The following is a 16,956-nucleotide window of genomic DNA, read 5'->3' as shown; positions in this document are numbered from 1 at the left end:
TTCAGGTACAAATGGTCTCCCTCACTTACCTAAAAGCTTTTTTTCATTCTTTCAGCATGGATAACTTCAATTTTTTTTCACAATTTTTGTGGTATGATTTTGAAAATAGAGAACGCAAAGGAGCGGAAGAATGGAACGTGTGAAATATGTTTTGATCTGTTTATCAGCTCTACTTTTATTCCTGACAGGCTGTGGAAAAGAACAGCAATTTACGCCGCCAGGCAGCTCTCAATCCATCGCTGTCATCTCTCAATTAAAAAAAGCCTCCTTTTCAATAGTTGATATACAAAAAAATAAAATGCTCTCTTCTGTGGATTTAAAACACCCACTCACTGATCTTATTCAAATCAATAAAGACGTCATCATCGCTACAAGTAAAGAGGGAGAATCCCTTATCGAAATTAATCTAAAACACGGTACAGCAACAGATTATATGAATGTGGATAAAGGACTGACTTCCCTTACATATGATGCAGCTTCTCATACATTAATCGCTGCTAACTCACAGAAAAATGTCGTTTATTTTATTGATACGGAGCGCAAAAAAATAAAATCGACTGTGAAAACTGGAAAATTACCTTCTTCTATGACTCTTTCTTCATCAGGTATTTTATTTGTTTTAAATGCAGAAAGTCATACTGTCTCCGTCATAGATATTGAAAAGGAAAAAAATATACGTACGTTTTCTGTACTTGAACGGCCTTCTGGAATTCATTTTGATGGACAGTTCATTTGGATCGGCGGCCACGGTAAACAAGGCACCTTAAATAAGAGTATTTTTGCTTATGACCCTAAAACTGGAAAAAAACAGCAAGAAATAAAGCTAGGCGTTATGCCTGTTGCATTTTTTCCAGAGAAAAATTCTTCTACTTTATATGTACTATGTCATGGAGATCATACGCTATACAAAGTAGATACCAAAACAAATAAACAGCTTGCTTCTGTTGAAACTGGTCAAAATCCGAATTATATCACTGCTGATAAGACATCAATTTATGTGAGTAACTTGGATGACAACTCAGTATCCATCATCGATAAACACTCACTTATCATGAAAAATCAACTGAATGTCCCATCAGGACCTTATGCTATCGTGTTGGAGGAAAAGAAATGAAGGAACAAATGCGTATTTTAATCGTAGATGATGAGCTTGATATGCTTGAGTTAATCGGGTCTTTTTTAAAGAGACATGGCTTTCACATTATCACTGCGAATAATGGAAAAGATGCCCTGCATCAGCTTGAAAAGGAAGCTGTTGATCTTGTTGTATTAGATATCATGATGCCTGACATGGATGGATTTGAAGTCTGTCAGCGTATTCGACAAACATCTCAAATACCAATTTTATTTTTAACAGCGAGGAGTTATGAAGAGGACCGAATTAGAGGACTTGAAATTGGAGCGGATGACTACATCATGAAGCCTTTCAGTCTGCGTGAGCTTGCAGCAAGAATCGAAACCACTCTGAGACGAATTAGAGGTCTTTCGCTAAAGCGCAGCCGAATACAGATTGGTGACATGGAGATTGATCAAGATGGCAGACAAGTTTACCTCCATCAACAGCCCGTTAATTTAACAAGAAGAGAATTTGATTTACTCATGTTTCTTTTGCTCAACCAAGGACAAGTGTTTTCACGAGAACACCTTTATCAAAAATTGTGGGAATCACATTCAACGAGCGGCTCTTTAAGAACTGTCGATACACATATCAAAACGCTGCGACTGAAATTAAAGGAAGCAGAACGATATATTAAAACCGTTTGGGGTGTCGGCTATAAGTTTGAGGAAGAAGAATGAAGCCATTATCGATTAAAAAGAAAGTACTCTTCTTAATCCTTGCAGTGATCGGAATCGTTGCAGCCTCAGCGCTTGCCCTTACCTTTTACTTATACCAGCATTTATATATTGATAAACAGATCGATTCCTTAAGTTTGCAAGGTAAGAAGCTGGCAGAAATCTATCACACACACGGGAAAGACAAGTATTTTACCGACAGAATGAAATGGGCAAATGACTCAAGTCAGGCAAGCATTATTTTTACAGATGATCCAATGGAGCTTTCAAGTGGACTTCCTTTTGATACGGACACAAATGATAATCTCATTACGTTCAAGGAACGCCAAAAGCTCCTTCAAGGTGAAACCGTCGTGTTAATTAGAGAACACCCAAAGTTTCACCAAGATATTCTTGGCATCGCCATCCCTGTTTTCTCAAGCAATGATGATCTATCGGGAACTATTTTCCTCTCCATGCCCTTATCAGATGTATATGAACCCTTTGTCCAAATTAGATTGACGCTTGGCATATCCATCTTAATGATTCTGCTCCTGATATTTGTGATCGGATATAAGAGCTCCAATAAAGTAGTGCAGACAATTAATAAAATGAAAGAAATTGCAATGGAAATGGAATCTGGTGATTTCTCAAAACGAATGGCCGTAACCAAAAAAGGAGATGAGTTAAACCAGCTCAGCCGCTCCTTTAATAAACTGTCTTCAACCCTCGAAAAAGTTGAACAGCACCGCAGGGAATTTCTTGCGAATGTCTCTCACGAACTTAGAACGCCTTTAAGTTATATGAAAGGCTATGCAGAAGGAATTGAAGAAGGGATCATTGATCAAAAAAAGGGAATGCAAATCATCCAAGATGAGGCCACACGTTTAAGCCGGCTTGTGCACGACCTTTTAGATCTTGCACAGTTAGAAGGTGACTCTTATCCACTTACGATGGAGCCAATCGTCTTTGCACAGCTCATCCACGATGTTCTTGATCAAATGGCATTCATCGCTGACAAAAAAAGCATTACTTTCAAACGAACGCTTGAAGAGGATTGTATTGTTTATGGTGATAGCGACCGTCTCCAACAAGTAATACGTAATTTACTCGATAATGCCATTCATTACACGCCATCTGGAAAATCAATATCGATTGAATTACAAGTTCACCAAGGTGTTGCTGAATTGAAAGTGACTGACGAAGGCAGCGGTATTCCAAAAGAAGATCTCCCACATGTTTCCGAGCGATTTTATCGTGTAAATAAAGCACGAACAAGAAAGGATGGCGGTTCTGGCCTTGGACTAGCCATTGTCTATCAAATCATTAAAAAACATCATGGAACATTCGACATTCAATCTGAACCTGGCTTTGGTACGACAGCCATCATTCAACTTCCCAATGCTCCATTCAATGAGAGCTCACCTACTCTATAGCTACTCACATATTTTAAAATATCATTTGGAATTACTACTTTATCAATAAATTCAGTATCCATAGGATTTTCTACAACTTGAACAGCTCTTTTCATCAAGAGCTGTTTTTATTTCTAAAAGATAAAAAAATGGTCTTTTTTTATTAACATTTTATTCATATTTGCTTGTTACACTTTTTTCAAGTGAAGAAAAAGGAGTGACATGCTTTTGATCAGACGTTTTCAGAAATTTGATATTTATTTATTTTTCATATTGATCTTATCTGCCATCTTAAACATTTATAACATTTGGGAAGATGATACGGTGAATGCGTATTATACTGCGGCTGTCACTAGTATGATGCAAAGCTGGCATAATTTCTTCTTTGCTTCATTTGATCCAGCAGGATATGTCACGGTGGATAAACCCCCGCTCACCTTCTGGCTGCAAACGATCAGTGCCAAAATTTTTGGTCTGCATGGATGGAGCGTCATCTTGCCTCAAGCTTTAGCAGGCATTGGATCTGTTTATCTAATCTACCGTCTTGTCAAACCAACTTTTGGTCAAGCAGCGGCGAGATTAGCGGCACTTATCATGGCGTGTACACCTATTGCAGTTGCTGTATCTCGCACAAATAATATTGACAGCTTACTTGTCTTTATACTTTTACTAGCAACAGGAATGATGTTCAAGGCTGTAAAACAGCAAAAGGTGCTTTGGGCGATTGCTTCGTTTGCGATGATTGGCGTCGGCTTTAATACAAAAATGCTGCAAGCCTATATGATCGTACCAGCACTCATTCTTTTTTACATCATTGCCTACCGAACGACATGGAAGAAAAAATTGTTATCACTGATGATTTCAATGATTGTTCTTTTAGGTGTATCTGTTTCTTGGTCTATAGCGGTTGATCTCACTTCCAAAGACAATCGTCCTTATATGGGATCTAGTCAATCGAACTCAGCACTAGAATTAGCCTTTGGTTACAACGGTCTTCAGCGGTTGACTGGTCAACAGTCTGGCGGGGGCGGCGGCACAAATCAGGGGCAGCCTCCTTCACAGCAGGGTGATCAGCAAAATGACAATGATTCATCCACCATGCCTCAGCCGCCATCTCATGGAAATCAAAACAACTCAGACAATTCAAACCAATCATCCAGTCAGGAACAGCCTTCAATGCAAAGACCACCAAGCAGTGCAAACGGCACAACACCACCTGATATGCCTTCTGGCGGTAATGGTGACGGACCTCCAAATGGCGGAGGCGGAAAAATGGGAAATGGCTCCGGCATGTTTGGTACAGGAACCAAAGGACCGTTACGTCTGTTCCAATCTGAACTGTCCGATCAAATCAGCTGGCTGCTTCCATTTGCGATATTCGGTGCGATTGGTATCTTCTTCTCAACAGCCTTTGAAAGAAGACGTCTCAATACAAAACAAAAAGAAACACTATTTTGGTTAGCTTGGCTTATACCTGTTGCTGCATTTTTCAGTGTAGCAGGATTTTTCCATCACTATTATTTGATCATGCTGGCACCGCCAATTGCTGTATTAGCAGGAGCCGGATGGGTTTCTATGACACAATTATTTCAAACAGGAACTGGCTTTAAAAAATGGCTGCTTCCATTTGCGATATTCGTCACAACCGCATTTGAAATCTTTATTCTATCCACTTTTACAAGCACGATCGGTCTTGGACTAAGCATTGCAGTCGGTATCATTGGTGTTGGAACAATCCTTTCTCTGCTTTTGGTAAAAAGAAAAGAAAAACTAAAACAATTCGTGTCTCTCATCGCCATCCTTGGCATGCTGATTGCACCACTATACTGGGCAAGCACACCTCTTCTTTATGGGGGAAACAGTATGCTTCCAGAGGCTGGTCCTCAGCTTGCAACTTCAAGTGGCAGCATGAGTTCACAAGTCAATGAAAAGCTGATCAGCTATCTTGAGAAAAACAATACGGGAGAAGAATTCCTATTCGGGACAACAGATGCAACCACTGCTTCACCTTACATTATTAAAACAGGAAAAGCTGTTATGGCATTAGGTGGATTTAGTGGATCTGATAACATTCTCACGCTTAGTGAATTCAAACAGCTCGTCAAAGACGGCAAAATCAAGTACTTCTATCTTTCTGGTATGAGAGGCGGCAGCTCTGACATTCTCACTTGGATTCAAAAAAATGGCAAAGAAGTATCTGCTTCTAAATGGCAGAACAGCTCTACATCCAAAACGAACCAGCAAACAGACAGCCAACAATCAGAACAAAATGATCAGTCAAATGGAAGAATGGGCGGAATGGAGAGCGGCACTCTTTATGAACTATCCGTTGATTAATTCATCTATTAAAAGGGAGGAAGGATGACTGATGGAAAAGAACATACGATATTCTATTGTAGTCCCAGTCTATAATGAAGAACTTGTGATCCATGAATCCTATCAGCGACTGAAAACAGTCATGGATTCGACGGGAGAAGCATACGAGCTTCTCTTCGTCAATGACGGTAGTATGGATCGAACAGCTGAACTAATTAAAGGGTATTCCCAAAACGATCCGAAGGTAAGACTCATTGATTTCTCACGTAACTTCGGACACCAAATTGCCATTACAGCTGGGATGGATTATGCAAAGGGAGAAGCGGTCATCGTGATAGATGCAGACCTGCAAGATCCGCCTGAATTGATATTAGAGATGATCGCAAAATGGAAAGAAGGCTATGAAGTCGTATACGCCGTGCGCACCAAACGAAAAGGCGAAACTTTTTTCAAAAAGCAAACCGCTTCCCTTTTCTATCGCGTTTTACGTCAAATCACCGAAGTAGATATCCCAATCGACACCGGTGACTTCAGGTTAATGGATCGTAGAGTGTGCCATGAAATGAGAAAAATACGAGAAAAAAATCCATTTGTTCGCGGCCTAGTCAGCTGGGTAGGTTTCAAACAAATTGCAGTAGAGTACGTTCGAGATGAACGTCTAGCAGGAGAAACAAAATACCCGCTCAAAAAGATGCTCAAGCTCTCGATGGATGGAATCACGTCCTTTTCCTATAAACCTTTGAAGCTAGCGAGTATAGCAGGAATTGCCCTTTCCGCTATCGGATTCATTTCAATGTTTCTTGTACTTTACTTAAAGCTTTTTACAAACAGCACCATTACAGGATGGAGTTCATTAATTGTCATACAGCTGTTCTTTAGCGGCATCATCCTCTTTATGCTGGGAATGATTGGGGAATACATCGGCAGAATCTACGACGAGGCAAAAGATCGACCACTTTACATCGTAAGAGAGAGTTACGGGCTTCAGTCAAAGCCACATCCTGTTCAACCCCCTGTTCATTTCAAGCAATACAAACAGCATTAAAAAAGCGTGTGAGACCTCTTTAAAGGTCCCGCACGCTTTTTGTATTAAGCGGCTGTTTCAAACCGCTTTCTGTTGATGAAGAAAGAAAGAGTAATCATCAGATAAATGCCCATTGTGACCATCGTTTGAACAATTGGAGTTGTTGACACAACGCCGATGAAAATGGCAATGATCGCAATCACAGAAAACCATGTTGTGAAAGGATACAGCTTCACGCGATATCCTCCTGGTTCTGCTACACTTCGAGATTTTAAATGACCGACAGCAATAATAAACCAGATGAATAAGACCGTATAGCTTAAAGAACCCATTAAATAATTAAAGGTTTGACTTCCTACAAAAAGAGAAATCAATACAGCGGCATACAATGTAGATGTACACACTAGGATCGCTCTAACAGGCACCTGCTGTTTTGATAGCTTTGAGAAGCCCTTCCATACACGCCCATCCATCGCTTGCGTATAAAGTACCCTTGAGGATGCGTACAGCCCAGAGTTCATAGAAGACAAGATCGCTAGTAAAATGATACCGTTCATGATGTCACTTGCATATGGCACGCCAATCGTTGCAAACACGGTGACGAATGGACTCACTAGCTCATTGTTTACTTGATTCCAAGGAATCAAGCTGACGATGATGAAGAACGGCAGTACATAGAAGCCGATGATTCGTACAAATGTACTTTGAATGGCCTTTGGGATGACTTTTTCAGGGTTTTTTGTTTCTGCTAATGTGACCCCGATCATTTCAGTCCCGCCATATGAATACACCACAACAAGCATGGCCGCAATTAAGCCGCCTGTTCCATTCGGGAAAAATCCTCCGTGGTCGGTTAAGTTGGATAATCCCGGTGCTGCATGCTGACCAAATGAGACAAACAACATGGTTAACCCAATGATAATAAATAAAAGAATGACAGCAATTTTAATAGAAGCTAACCAGTACTCTGTCTCAGCAAACATTTTAACAGAACAAACATTGATCAATGTCACAACAAGTGAAATGATTAACACAAGTATCCAAATCGGCACTTGTGGGAACCAGTACTGAATAAAGATCGCAGATACGATTGCTTCTGCTGCAATGTTCAGCACCCACATTTTCCAGTATATCCAGTCTAAGAAATAAGCCGGATATTTGCCTAACACCGGTTCAATTAAATCACGGAATGTTCTTGCGCCAGGTCGTGCAACCGTCATTTCGGCAAGTCCTTGCATAATAAATAATAAAATAAGACCACCAATCATATATGCCAAAATGACAGCAGGACCTGCGATATCAATAGCAGAGCTGCTTCCTTTAAACAGACCAGCACCAATTGCACCGCCAAGTGCGAGCATCATAATATGCCTTGACGTCATTGTTCGTTTTAACTGCACATGTTCCTTTTCCATTTTCTATAGCTCCTTTAAATTTGAATCTTCAGACAAATATAGGATAAAAGCATATAAAAAGGCCAGTCATCTCCTTGAAGAGACGACTGACCTTGCAACCGCGTTACCACTCTAATTGATTCAGCCATAGCTAAATCCAACTTAAAACCCGTTAACGGAGGTCACACGTAAAGACTTACTATTTCATTCAGTCTTACCGCTCTTTGAGCGAGTTCAATGATTCGTTTTACTGCGTTGCACCAACCCGCAGCTCTCTTAAAAAAACGGATGTTCATCTACTATTCTCAAGTCAAAGCGTTTATAGTCAATTTGTATATTCATCAAAGATTTTATTTTTTAAATATACTGACTAACCACGCAATTGTCAACATCCTTTTTCAGACATTCTCTTTTAACGAATCCAAACAGCGACTTCATCCATCGGACGGCGCGTTTTGCCGCGCTTCGGCTCAGTCACACGATAACCAAAGGCTGCCATGACAGAAATATCATACTGACCATCCTCAAGCAGCCCTTCTTCATCTAGAATGCGATGAATCTCATCGTAGCTGAATCCTTCAACTGGGCATGAATCAATGCCAATTTGTGCAGCGGCTGTCATCATGTTTCCAAGGGCAATGTACGTTTGTTTTGAAGCCCAATCAAAGAGCGTGCGTTCATTTTCTAACAAATGAAGATCATTCTCTTGGAATTCTTGGTAGCGTCCCTTCACCATCTCGAACGTTTCGTCTGACATTCCTTTGATTTGCTTGTTGATATATTCTGCATATGCTGAATCATAACGGGCGTCTGTTCTTGCCAAGATGATCACAAAATGGCTGGCAGTAGGAAGCTGCTTTTGCGCTCCCCATGTATACTCTTTTAATTTTTCTCTCAATGCTTCATTTTGAACAACGAGGAACTTCCAAGGCTCAAACCCTACAGAGCTTGGGGAAAGTCTTCCTGTTTCTAAAATAAATGCAAAATCATCCTCTGGTATTTTTTTCGTTGGATCAAACTCTTTTGTCGCATGGCGGAACTCATACGCCTCAATGATTTCTTTTTTTAATTGCTCTTTGTCTCGCATTGTCTTCATCCTTTCTATTAACCAATTAGGGTGTGTGTTTCATCAATCCAATTTCTTTCCATTCCCATATAGAAATTGTTATGATAAAAAAACAACAGCCCGAATGTGTGATGTGATATCTCTATGGTATAAGAAAAGCTTCGAGTGATTCAAGTACGCACATTTTTGTTCGTTAGTTACCATCTTGTTCGTGTATCACCAAATTTATCTTAGAAAGGCGTGTTAAGATGAGTGCACCATCCAACCCAGTCAGTATTGTCAATCATGGCTGTCCCGTTTCAGTGACGACAAGTATCATCGGAGGGAAATGGAAAGGAGTGATCCTTTATCATTTGACTTGCGGACCAAAACGCTACAATGAATTGCGCCGGCTGCTGCCAAGAATTTCTCAGCGTGTCCTCACACTGCAATTGCGTGAGCTTGAACAAGACGGCGTTGTCCATAGAGAAGTCTATGAGGAGGTCCCCCCTCGTGTCGAATATTCCCTCACTTCTCTCGGAAATACATTAAAGCCTATCATCTTCGCCATGCGTGAATGGGGCGAATCCTACGGGAAAGAAGCGCGTCCAAAAGAAAAAAGCTGCCATCTCTAGCAGCTTTTTTTAAGATGAAATTGCCGTTGGTTCTTGCTGTGGATCATCCTTCACAAACAGGATGCCAAGCTGATGATGCTCCCCTTCGTAAGAAGCACGTTTCTCAAATCTTGTCTGACCATTTAAGCCAATAATCTCGAGCTTTGTTAGAGCACGATTGGTTTGAAGGGCTTCATAAAATTCCGAAACGGTTTTGACTTCAATTCCATTCACTTTTGTGATGACTTCTCCGATCTCAAGCTTTAAATCAGCCGCTGGTGTATTCGGAATAATCCCCAGCACCATCAGCCCTTGATTACGCTTAGAGAAGTAGAACGGGGCAGCATTGTCATTGACCCTCTGCTTCCATGAGAGAAAGGCTCTTCCTATCACCGCAATCAATACAGCTCCCCAAGCAATCGGTTGAAACCAAATACTTGCAGCACCTAATAAGGCGACAGCGAGTCCGAGCATAAGAATACGCCGCGCTGTAATTTGAATACTAACAATTGGCAGTGAGCCTTGAATTCTCTGACCAAATCCGATGATATATGGAATCAAAATAAATGAAAAGCTTTGATCATGCACTTGAAGCACCGGCCACCATGGCAGAGAAGAAGTGAATTCACCTGCCGGCATCAGCAAAACAAGCGGTAAAAGCCACAGACGGTTTGCCCGCTGCTGACCAATTAAAAGTCCTCTCGCACTCATCACCATAGCAGGCGATGTACGTAAATGCGCCGTTCGATAGGCTAGAATCCCCTCGGTCATTAATAGAAGTCCTAGCAGAATGACAACGGCTGATGCATTCATCATTGAGAACTGCGGCAGCCAAGAATGACTCACTTGGAAATGCATCAGTCCAAGTGCCGCAATAAAACTGAAACCGAGTGTGTATGCAGACGAAAGCGCACTCGCCTTAAAGAATAAAGAGAAAACGATGGTCATCGCTGCAATCAGCACGATGAATCCAGGGGGGAGGGCAATCCCTAAGCCTACTGAAATAACGGATAGGCAAATCCCTAGAATCCATCCCTTTGAATATGTAAATTTAAGTTCATCGTATACATCTTCTATTCTTGTTTGAAACGCTTTTCTCTCCCGCTTTACGCGGATGTAGCCATGCAATAGGCTGATTAATATCATGAAATAAAAAAGAGGATGGATTAAAAACAGACCGACCGCTTTTAATCCGGCTCCCATCCACTCCGAGCTCATTATCGTTCACCGCCCAAGTCAAGCATTTTCTCTTATTCTATCAAATAAATCGATGCTTGACATCAGGTTTATTTCTCCTGATTCATCCAAAGTGTGACATTCGACAGTGAAAAATCTTTTAAGTAGTGATTGACATCTACATCTAGTATGCCGCCGAGCAGCTGCATCGACCTCTTGATGTCGGTTAAGTTTATACCAAGTCTCTTATGATTATCCATTAAATAATTGAAGTATATCTCAGCACAGTCTTCATCGATTTCGTCGACTGATTCTACCGTTGTGTAATTGACCAAGTACCTGCTTAACAGCATGAGCAGACTTAATGCCTTTGTAGCGGAAAACGTCACATCTTTCGTACGACTCTTAAGTTCCTCTACCAACTCGTAATATTTTTTCTCTCTCACAATACTTGCCCTTTTCAATTGTGTACCCCCATTTACTAGTTCTTTTAAGAAAAGCGCAAACCTCGGTACAGCTTAATGCTCAAGCTGAATATCCGCAAAAAATAAAATATTTAAAATGAGTGCTACTTTTTATTGTAAGAATTATTTATGTAACATACAACTTTCAAAAGTTTCATTTTCATGACATGTTTAAATCAACAGAAAGTCTCTTATATACATATGTTATCGGGTAAAATTGAAGGAATGTTATGTTTTTTGTAAAATAAATGAATATATTTCTCGATATAATTTATTTTTAATCATAAATTATTACATGTTCATGACACTTATGAACCAAAAAAAAGAGGCTATTATTCGCCTCTTTATTTTTTAAGATATAGTGCTTTTAGTGCAGTCTGTAATTGAAGGTCATTTTTTTCGTAAGATTTCACTTCATCCACCATTTTGTTCATCATTTCTGCTGTTTTTAAATCAATGACACCTGATTTATCGAGATTGTATGTGCTTTGGAAGGCAAGTACGGCCTTTTTCGTTTCTTCATCAAAGTATCCATCTACTCTGCCAGGGTCAAATGACAATCCCTTTAACAGCGTCTGCGCTTGTCTTACTTCTTCATTGTTCATATCAAGCTGAAGTGGTTCTTTCAGCTGAAGCGGACCTGCGGTAAAGTAATCCGGCTGATGAATCGCAATTGTCGGTACGACGCCTTTTTTGTGAATCCAATTGCCTTTTGGCGTGAGCCATTTATACAGCGTTAATTTAATATTACTTCCATCTCCCATCGGAACCGCCTGCTGCACAGTTCCTTTTCCAAAGGAGACATCACCGACAACTTCATACTTTCCAGCTTCTTTCATGGCTCCAGCAAGTATTTCCGAAGCGGAAGCACTGCCTTTATCAATTAAGACGTTGACTGGGTAAGGCTTTTGTTCTTTCAGTTTTGAAAAATATCGTTTCCGATCGCCATTCCGTTCTGCGATTTGAATATAGGGCTGATCCTTCGTAATAAAATGTTTCAAAATATCTTCCACACTTTGCAGATAGCCGCCAGGGTTTCCTCTCACATCCAGTACAAGGCCTTCTATGCCCTTTTTCTCGAGCTGTTTCAGGCTTGACGTGAAATCCTTCGCCGTATCTTCAGAGAAGCTGGAGATCGCAATATAGCCTGTTTTATGACCATTGACCTCTTTTACAGAGGAAGTCACTGTTTCAAGCGGGATTTCTTCTCGTTTGATATGGAACGTCAGCTCTTTTTCAATCCCGTTTCGTTTGATTGTTAAGGCGACAGACGTCCCTTTTTTTCCTCTTATTTTCAGTACAGCATCGTTTAAGCTTTTTTCTTTCATCGGCTCACCGTCAATGCTGACGACCTCATCTTTTGGCTTTAGACCTGCTTTTGCCGCAGGGGATTTTTTAAAGGCGGAGACGATAATGATCTTTCCTTCATCCATCCCCACTTCTGCCCCAATCCCCTCAAAGGAAGAATCAAGCGAATCAGAAAATTGCTTTGCGGTCTGCTTGTCCATGTATACTGAATACGGATCGTTTAACGTCGATAGCATTCCTTGGATCGCGCCTTCAAGCAGCTTTTGCCGATCCACTTCCTCTACATATTCATTTGAAATAAGGTCATAGGCTTTCTCGATCTTTTCCATCCCATTCTCTTTCGCCTTATCACTTGATTGAGCTTGTCCAGCCATTGCAGCGGCTGCTTGCGGTGACTCCGCATGAGTTCCCTCTTTATGCGTCATCACACCTGCACTTATTAAGAGAACGACACTTGCCATAATAGATGCGATTTGTTTTTTCATATTTGGCCTCCTTCTTCAACTCTTCCTGATGACCTGAGTTATTATATGCCAGAAGAAGGGATTTCATGTAAAGACATTCTCCCTTGAAGGCTTGACGAATCATTTTATTAGGTGTAATTTTTATTTTGTTATGATTGAGAAGGAGTCTTCGCTATGTATATTATCTTGACGATGCTTTTATTAGGAATTTTATTAGGTTTTGTAGGAGCAGGCGGGGCGGGATTTGTCATCGCATTGCTTACATTAATTTTTGATATCCCTATCCATACCGCACTCGGGACGTCATTAGCCGCTATGGCATTTACGACACTATCAGGTGCATACAGCCACTACCGGGAAGGGAACATTCAGCTGAAATCTGGTTTGATTGTCGGGGCTCTTGCTTGTATCGCTTCTTTTGCTGGGGCTAAGGTTGCTCCTTTTATTCCAGAAGAGAGTCTGCACTATTTAACAGCAGGAATGCTTTTTTTATCCGCTGTTTTTATGATGATCAAACTATTTGTTCTTAATGAAGAGGCTGAACAGCAGCCGCTTTCTTCACGTCAGCTGATGACAAGAGGCATTATTTTAGGCCTTGTATCTGGGATGCTGTCAGGCATGTTTGGTATCGGGTCTGCACCATTTATTCAAGTAGGGCTTTTGATTTTACTGAAGCTGTCGATTCGGCAAGCCGTTGGCACGACCATGCTTGTCATTATTCCGATTTCCATCGGCGGTGGAATTGGGTATATTTCAGAGGGCTATGTTGATTTCATCTTGCTGATTCAAATATTAATTGGAACCGTATTAGGCGCATTTATCGGCGCGAAATTTACACGCCTTGCACCGAAGCTCTTATTGAAATCAGCTGTTCTGTTAACACCTATTATTGCCGGATTACTGCTGCTGTTTTAATTCTATCTAGACCAAAAAAGCCGATAACATCATGTTATCGGCTTTTTGATTAGCGGATATATTGCGCTGGATTGACTGCATTTGATTTTGCGCCATTCCATAATCCTTTATGAATTTCAAAATGAAGGTGCTGACCATGCGATTGGCCGGTATTTCCCATATAGCCAAGGAATTGTCCTTGTTCGACTCTCTGTCCTGTTGACACACTTCTTGTAGACAGATGGGCATATACAGTTTGATACGTCTGTCCATTGATATTGTGCGTAATGAACACAACATTTCCATAGCTCGATGAGTAGCTTGAGTTTGTGACGGTTCCAGATGCTGCTGCATAGACAGGAACTGTGCCCTTTGCTGCAATATCTAATCCGAAGTGGTTTCCGCCAGAACGTCCGCCAAAACCAGATGAGAAACGCCCTGCAGCTGGTTTAATAAAGCCTGAGCTGCTTGCTGGTGTATCAGATACTTGATCTGAGCCGCCGCTGTGAGGTGCAGGTGCATTTTTTTCAGCTGCTTGTTTTGCTTTCTCCGCTTCTTCCTTTTGTCGGTGTGCTTCCTCAGATTTCACTGCCGCTTTTTGATTCGCAAGGATTTCTTGTTCATTCTCAAGCTTGCCTAGTTCATCATGTGCATGATTTTTTTTATCTGTCACATCACCTAAAATGTGTTCTTTTTCTTTGTGCTTCTTAGATAAATCTTTTTTCAGTGCTTCTAGCTCTTTCAGAGATGTTTCAAGTCCGCTTAGCTGATTATTTAGCTCTGCTTCTTTTTGCTCCACCAGCTTTAAATCATTTTCATGTTCTGTAATCATGTCTTTGTCTGCTTCGACAATCGTTGTGACAGCCCCAACACGACCGACAAAATCACTAAAGCTGCGAGCACCTAGCAGCACATCTAAATAGTTGATCGTACCGCCGCTTTTTTGCATTGAACGAATTCGGTCTTTGAAAATGGCTTTTCTTTTTTCAATTCGCTCATTGATGACTTGAATGTCTTTTTTTAGCTTCTTGATCTCTTGCTTCGTTTTTTTAACTTCTTTCTCTTTTTCAGCGACTTTTTCAGTTGCAGTACTTACCTTTTGGTCAATTTGTTCAATTTCTTTCTTGAGCTTTGATTCTTTCTTTTCAAGCTTTGCTAGCTCTGACTTCTTCTTCTTCAAGCTTGATTCAGTCTTCGATGTTTTCTCTTCGATTTGTTGACGTTTTTGATCTAGGTCTTCGTATGCGAATGCACGATTCTCGTTCCCTGGAATGTATAGCCACGTTGTTCCAATAAACGCTGCCATTCCAGCCATCATCAGCTTTCTTTTCAAAACGATATTCCCCTCCCATGACAACTTGTCGACATGAAGAGCCGACCGGATGAATCAGATCAACCGGTCACATCTTCTATAGAATCCTCGAATGCTGCCATCAAAATATATTTATACTTTTAAGAATTTACGGATAGACGTTAAGCTTCCCCATACACCAATGATTGCACCGATCACTAGCAGGATCAGTGATACTTGATAGACAAACGGGTTGTATGGAAGCATTGAAATAAATGAGCCTTGTACTCTCGGTGCGACCCAGCCTACTGCATATTGATACGTGCCAAGCAATAGGGCAATTGGTATAATGGAACCAAATACACCAAGCAATAATCCTTCAATGAAGAATGGCCAGCGGATAAACCAGTTCGTTGCACCTACCAGCTTCATAATCTCAATTTCTTTACGTCTAGCAAAAATCGTAATTTTGATCGTATTGGAGATTAAGAACATAGCTGTAAATAACAGCCCGATAATGAGCACAATACCGACATTACGCGCTACTCCGACTACATTAAAGAGTCGGCTGACCTCTTCTTTTCCATAGGTTACTTTATATGTACCCTTTAGTTTTTCTAATTTCTTCGCTACTTTTGGTGTATCGTGGGGATCTGTTGTTTTCACAATAAACGCATCGTTTAATGGATTTTCTTGATCAACAAGCCCCATGGATTGTCCATTTTCTCCAAAGCTTTTAATCAGTGCTTTCAGTTCGTCATCCTTAGATGAGTACTTCACATCACTGATTTCAGGAATCTTTTCAATTTCTGCTTTTAATTCATCCTGCTGCTTTTGATTCGCCGTTAATTCGATTAATACTTTTACTTCTACTTCTTTTTCAGCGTTCGATGCCATGTTATTCAAGTTGAGCATAATCACAAGGAAAACCCCAACTAAAATCAATGTGACAGTAACCGCACTAATTGATGCAAATGTCATCCACGTGTTTCTTCCAAGTGAACGGAAGCTCTCACGTAAATGCCGCGAGAGAGTTTTAATCATAAATTCCGTACTCCCCTCTTGCTTCGTCACGTACAATCATTCCATCTTCGATTGCAATGACGCGTTTCTTCATGGTGTTTACAATTTCTTTGTTGTGTGTCGCCATAACCACTGTTGTCCCGCGGTTATTAATCTCTTCGAGCGTCTTCATGATTTCCCAAGAAGTGTCTGGATCAAGGTTTCCTGTCGGCTCATCTGCAATGACGACCTCAGGGCTATTGACAATCGAGCGGGCAATAGACACACGCTGCTGTTCACCGCCGGACAACTGGTCAGGAAATTGACGCGCTCTGTGCTTTAGCTGAACCAGATCGAGAACATCAAGCACTTTTTTCTTAATGATATGAGGCTGTTCACCAATCACTTCAAGAGCAAATGCTACGTTCTCAAACACAGTAAGAGTTGGAAGCAGCTTGAAATCTTGGAATACTACGCCAATTTCTCTTCTTACGTAAGGAATTTCTTTTTCCTTCATTGATCCTAAATCTTTGTTATTAATTAAGATTTGCCCTTTGGTTGGCTTCTCTTCACGATACATCATTTTGATGAAAGTGGATTTACCAGCACCACTGGGACCAACAACATACACAAACTCTCCTGGATGGATAGAGACATTGATTCCATTGATCGCCTTTACGCCATTAGGATAGATCTTGTAGACTTCCTTCATTTGAATCATGTAATCACCTAATCTTTTCTTATTCGCTGACTAACAGCTTATCATGATGTTTTGA

The 16,956-nt window shown here is 40.8% G+C and carries 15 protein-coding genes and 1 other annotated feature; of the genes, 7 read left to right on the top strand and 8 right to left on the bottom strand.

The features are described from left to right. The first annotated feature begins 130 nt into the window (after window positions 1-130). From ASE42_RS03395 to ASE42_RS03375, 5 genes are all read left to right on the top strand, one after another. Window positions 131-1,114 carry a hypothetical protein gene (locus ASE42_RS03395; RefSeq protein WP_056765693.1) on the top strand — a complete coding sequence of 328 codons (984 nt, stop codon included), beginning with the start codon at window positions 131-133 and terminating at the stop codon, window positions 1,112-1,114. Continuing rightward, entirely contained in the window at window positions 1,111-1,797 is a 687-nt protein-coding gene (locus ASE42_RS03390) for a response regulator transcription factor (protein ID WP_024426235.1), read from the top strand. Before ASE42_RS03395 ends, ASE42_RS03390 begins: the two co-directional genes overlap by 4 nt. Next, window positions 1,794-3,209 carry a HAMP domain-containing sensor histidine kinase gene (locus ASE42_RS03385; RefSeq protein ID WP_056765689.1) on the top strand — a complete coding sequence of 472 codons (1,416 nt, stop codon included), beginning with the start codon at window positions 1,794-1,796 and terminating at the stop codon, window positions 3,207-3,209. Before ASE42_RS03390 ends, ASE42_RS03385 begins: the two co-directional genes overlap by 4 nt. Window positions 3,210-3,416: 207 nt before the next feature. Continuing rightward, a complete protein-coding gene (locus ASE42_RS03380; RefSeq protein WP_056765687.1) occupies window positions 3,417-5,525 on the top strand; it encodes an ArnT family glycosyltransferase in 2,109 nt (702 codons plus the stop codon). Between the two features lie 31 nt (window positions 5,526-5,556). Further along, window positions 5,557-6,549 carry a glycosyltransferase family 2 protein gene (locus tag ASE42_RS03375; protein ID WP_056765686.1) on the top strand — a complete coding sequence of 331 codons (993 nt, stop codon included), beginning with the start codon at window positions 5,557-5,559 and terminating at the stop codon, window positions 6,547-6,549. Window positions 6,550-6,593: 44 nt separating this feature from the next. Here ASE42_RS03375 and ASE42_RS03370 read toward each other — a convergent pair whose 3' ends face one another. After that, a complete protein-coding gene (locus ASE42_RS03370) occupies window positions 6,594-7,943 on the bottom strand; it encodes an amino acid permease (protein ID WP_056765682.1) in 1,350 nt (449 codons plus the stop codon). Between the two features lie 75 nt (window positions 7,944-8,018). Beyond that, window positions 8,019-8,245, bottom strand: a binding site (T-box leader). An 89-nt stretch (window positions 8,246-8,334) separates the two neighbouring features. Continuing rightward, window positions 8,335-9,009 carry an NAD(P)H-dependent oxidoreductase gene (locus tag ASE42_RS03365; RefSeq protein ID WP_041115583.1) on the bottom strand — a complete coding sequence of 225 codons (675 nt, stop codon included), beginning with the start codon at window positions 9,007-9,009 and terminating at the stop codon, window positions 8,335-8,337. 227 nt (window positions 9,010-9,236) lie between these two features. Here ASE42_RS03365 and ASE42_RS03360 point away from each other — a divergent pair, with 227 nt between their 5' ends. Beyond that, the gene (locus ASE42_RS03360; protein WP_041115582.1) at window positions 9,237-9,602 is read left to right on the top strand and encodes a winged helix-turn-helix transcriptional regulator; all 366 of its coding nucleotides are present in this window, start codon (window positions 9,237-9,239) and stop codon (window positions 9,600-9,602) included. Between the two features lie 9 nt (window positions 9,603-9,611). Here the strand turns inward: ASE42_RS03360 and ASE42_RS03355 are convergent, their stop codons facing one another. The 3 genes from ASE42_RS03355 to ASE42_RS03345 form a co-directional block, all read right to left on the bottom strand. After that, window positions 9,612-10,799: a PDZ domain-containing protein gene (locus ASE42_RS03355; RefSeq protein WP_056765680.1), complete on the bottom strand. Its 1,188-nt coding sequence runs from the start codon at window positions 10,797-10,799 to the stop codon at window positions 9,612-9,614. A gap of 68 nt (window positions 10,800-10,867) precedes the next feature. Beyond that, window positions 10,868-11,221 carry a swarming motility protein SwrAA gene (locus tag ASE42_RS03350; protein WP_007500014.1) on the bottom strand — a complete coding sequence of 118 codons (354 nt, stop codon included), beginning with the start codon at window positions 11,219-11,221 and terminating at the stop codon, window positions 10,868-10,870. A gap of 344 nt (window positions 11,222-11,565) precedes the next feature. Next, window positions 11,566-13,014: a S41 family peptidase gene (locus tag ASE42_RS03345; protein WP_056765677.1), complete on the bottom strand. Its 1,449-nt coding sequence runs from the start codon at window positions 13,012-13,014 to the stop codon at window positions 11,566-11,568. 153 nt (window positions 13,015-13,167) lie between these two features. On the opposite strand from ASE42_RS03345, the gene ASE42_RS03340 reads away from it, so the two are divergent. After that, a complete protein-coding gene (locus ASE42_RS03340; protein WP_024423598.1) occupies window positions 13,168-13,908 on the top strand; it encodes a sulfite exporter TauE/SafE family protein in 741 nt (246 codons plus the stop codon). A gap of 49 nt (window positions 13,909-13,957) precedes the next feature. On the opposite strand, the gene ASE42_RS03335 is transcribed toward ASE42_RS03340, so the two are convergent. The 3 genes from ASE42_RS03335 to ftsE form a co-directional block, all read right to left on the bottom strand. Further along, complete coding sequence (locus tag ASE42_RS03335; protein ID WP_034623763.1) at window positions 13,958-15,220, bottom strand: murein hydrolase activator EnvC family protein; 1,263 nt, start codon at window positions 15,218-15,220, stop codon at window positions 13,958-13,960. Window positions 15,221-15,331: 111 nt separating this feature from the next. After that, window positions 15,332-16,222 carry a permease-like cell division protein FtsX gene (gene ftsX / locus ASE42_RS03330; RefSeq protein ID WP_024423600.1) on the bottom strand — a complete coding sequence of 297 codons (891 nt, stop codon included), beginning with the start codon at window positions 16,220-16,222 and terminating at the stop codon, window positions 15,332-15,334. Beyond that, window positions 16,215-16,901, bottom strand: coding sequence for a cell division ATP-binding protein FtsE (gene ftsE / locus ASE42_RS03325; RefSeq protein WP_024423601.1), 687 nt, complete (start codon window positions 16,899-16,901; stop codon window positions 16,215-16,217). Before ftsE ends, ftsX begins: the two co-directional genes overlap by 8 nt. Window positions 16,902-16,956 lie beyond the last annotated feature (55 nt).

This window comes from Bacillus sp. Root920, from assembly GCF_001429445.1.
Taxonomy (GTDB): domain Bacteria; phylum Bacillota; class Bacilli; order Bacillales; family Bacillaceae; genus Bacillus; species Bacillus safensis.
Note: the sequence above shows the minus strand (reverse complement) of the source record. Positions and strands in the feature narration are given on the sequence as shown.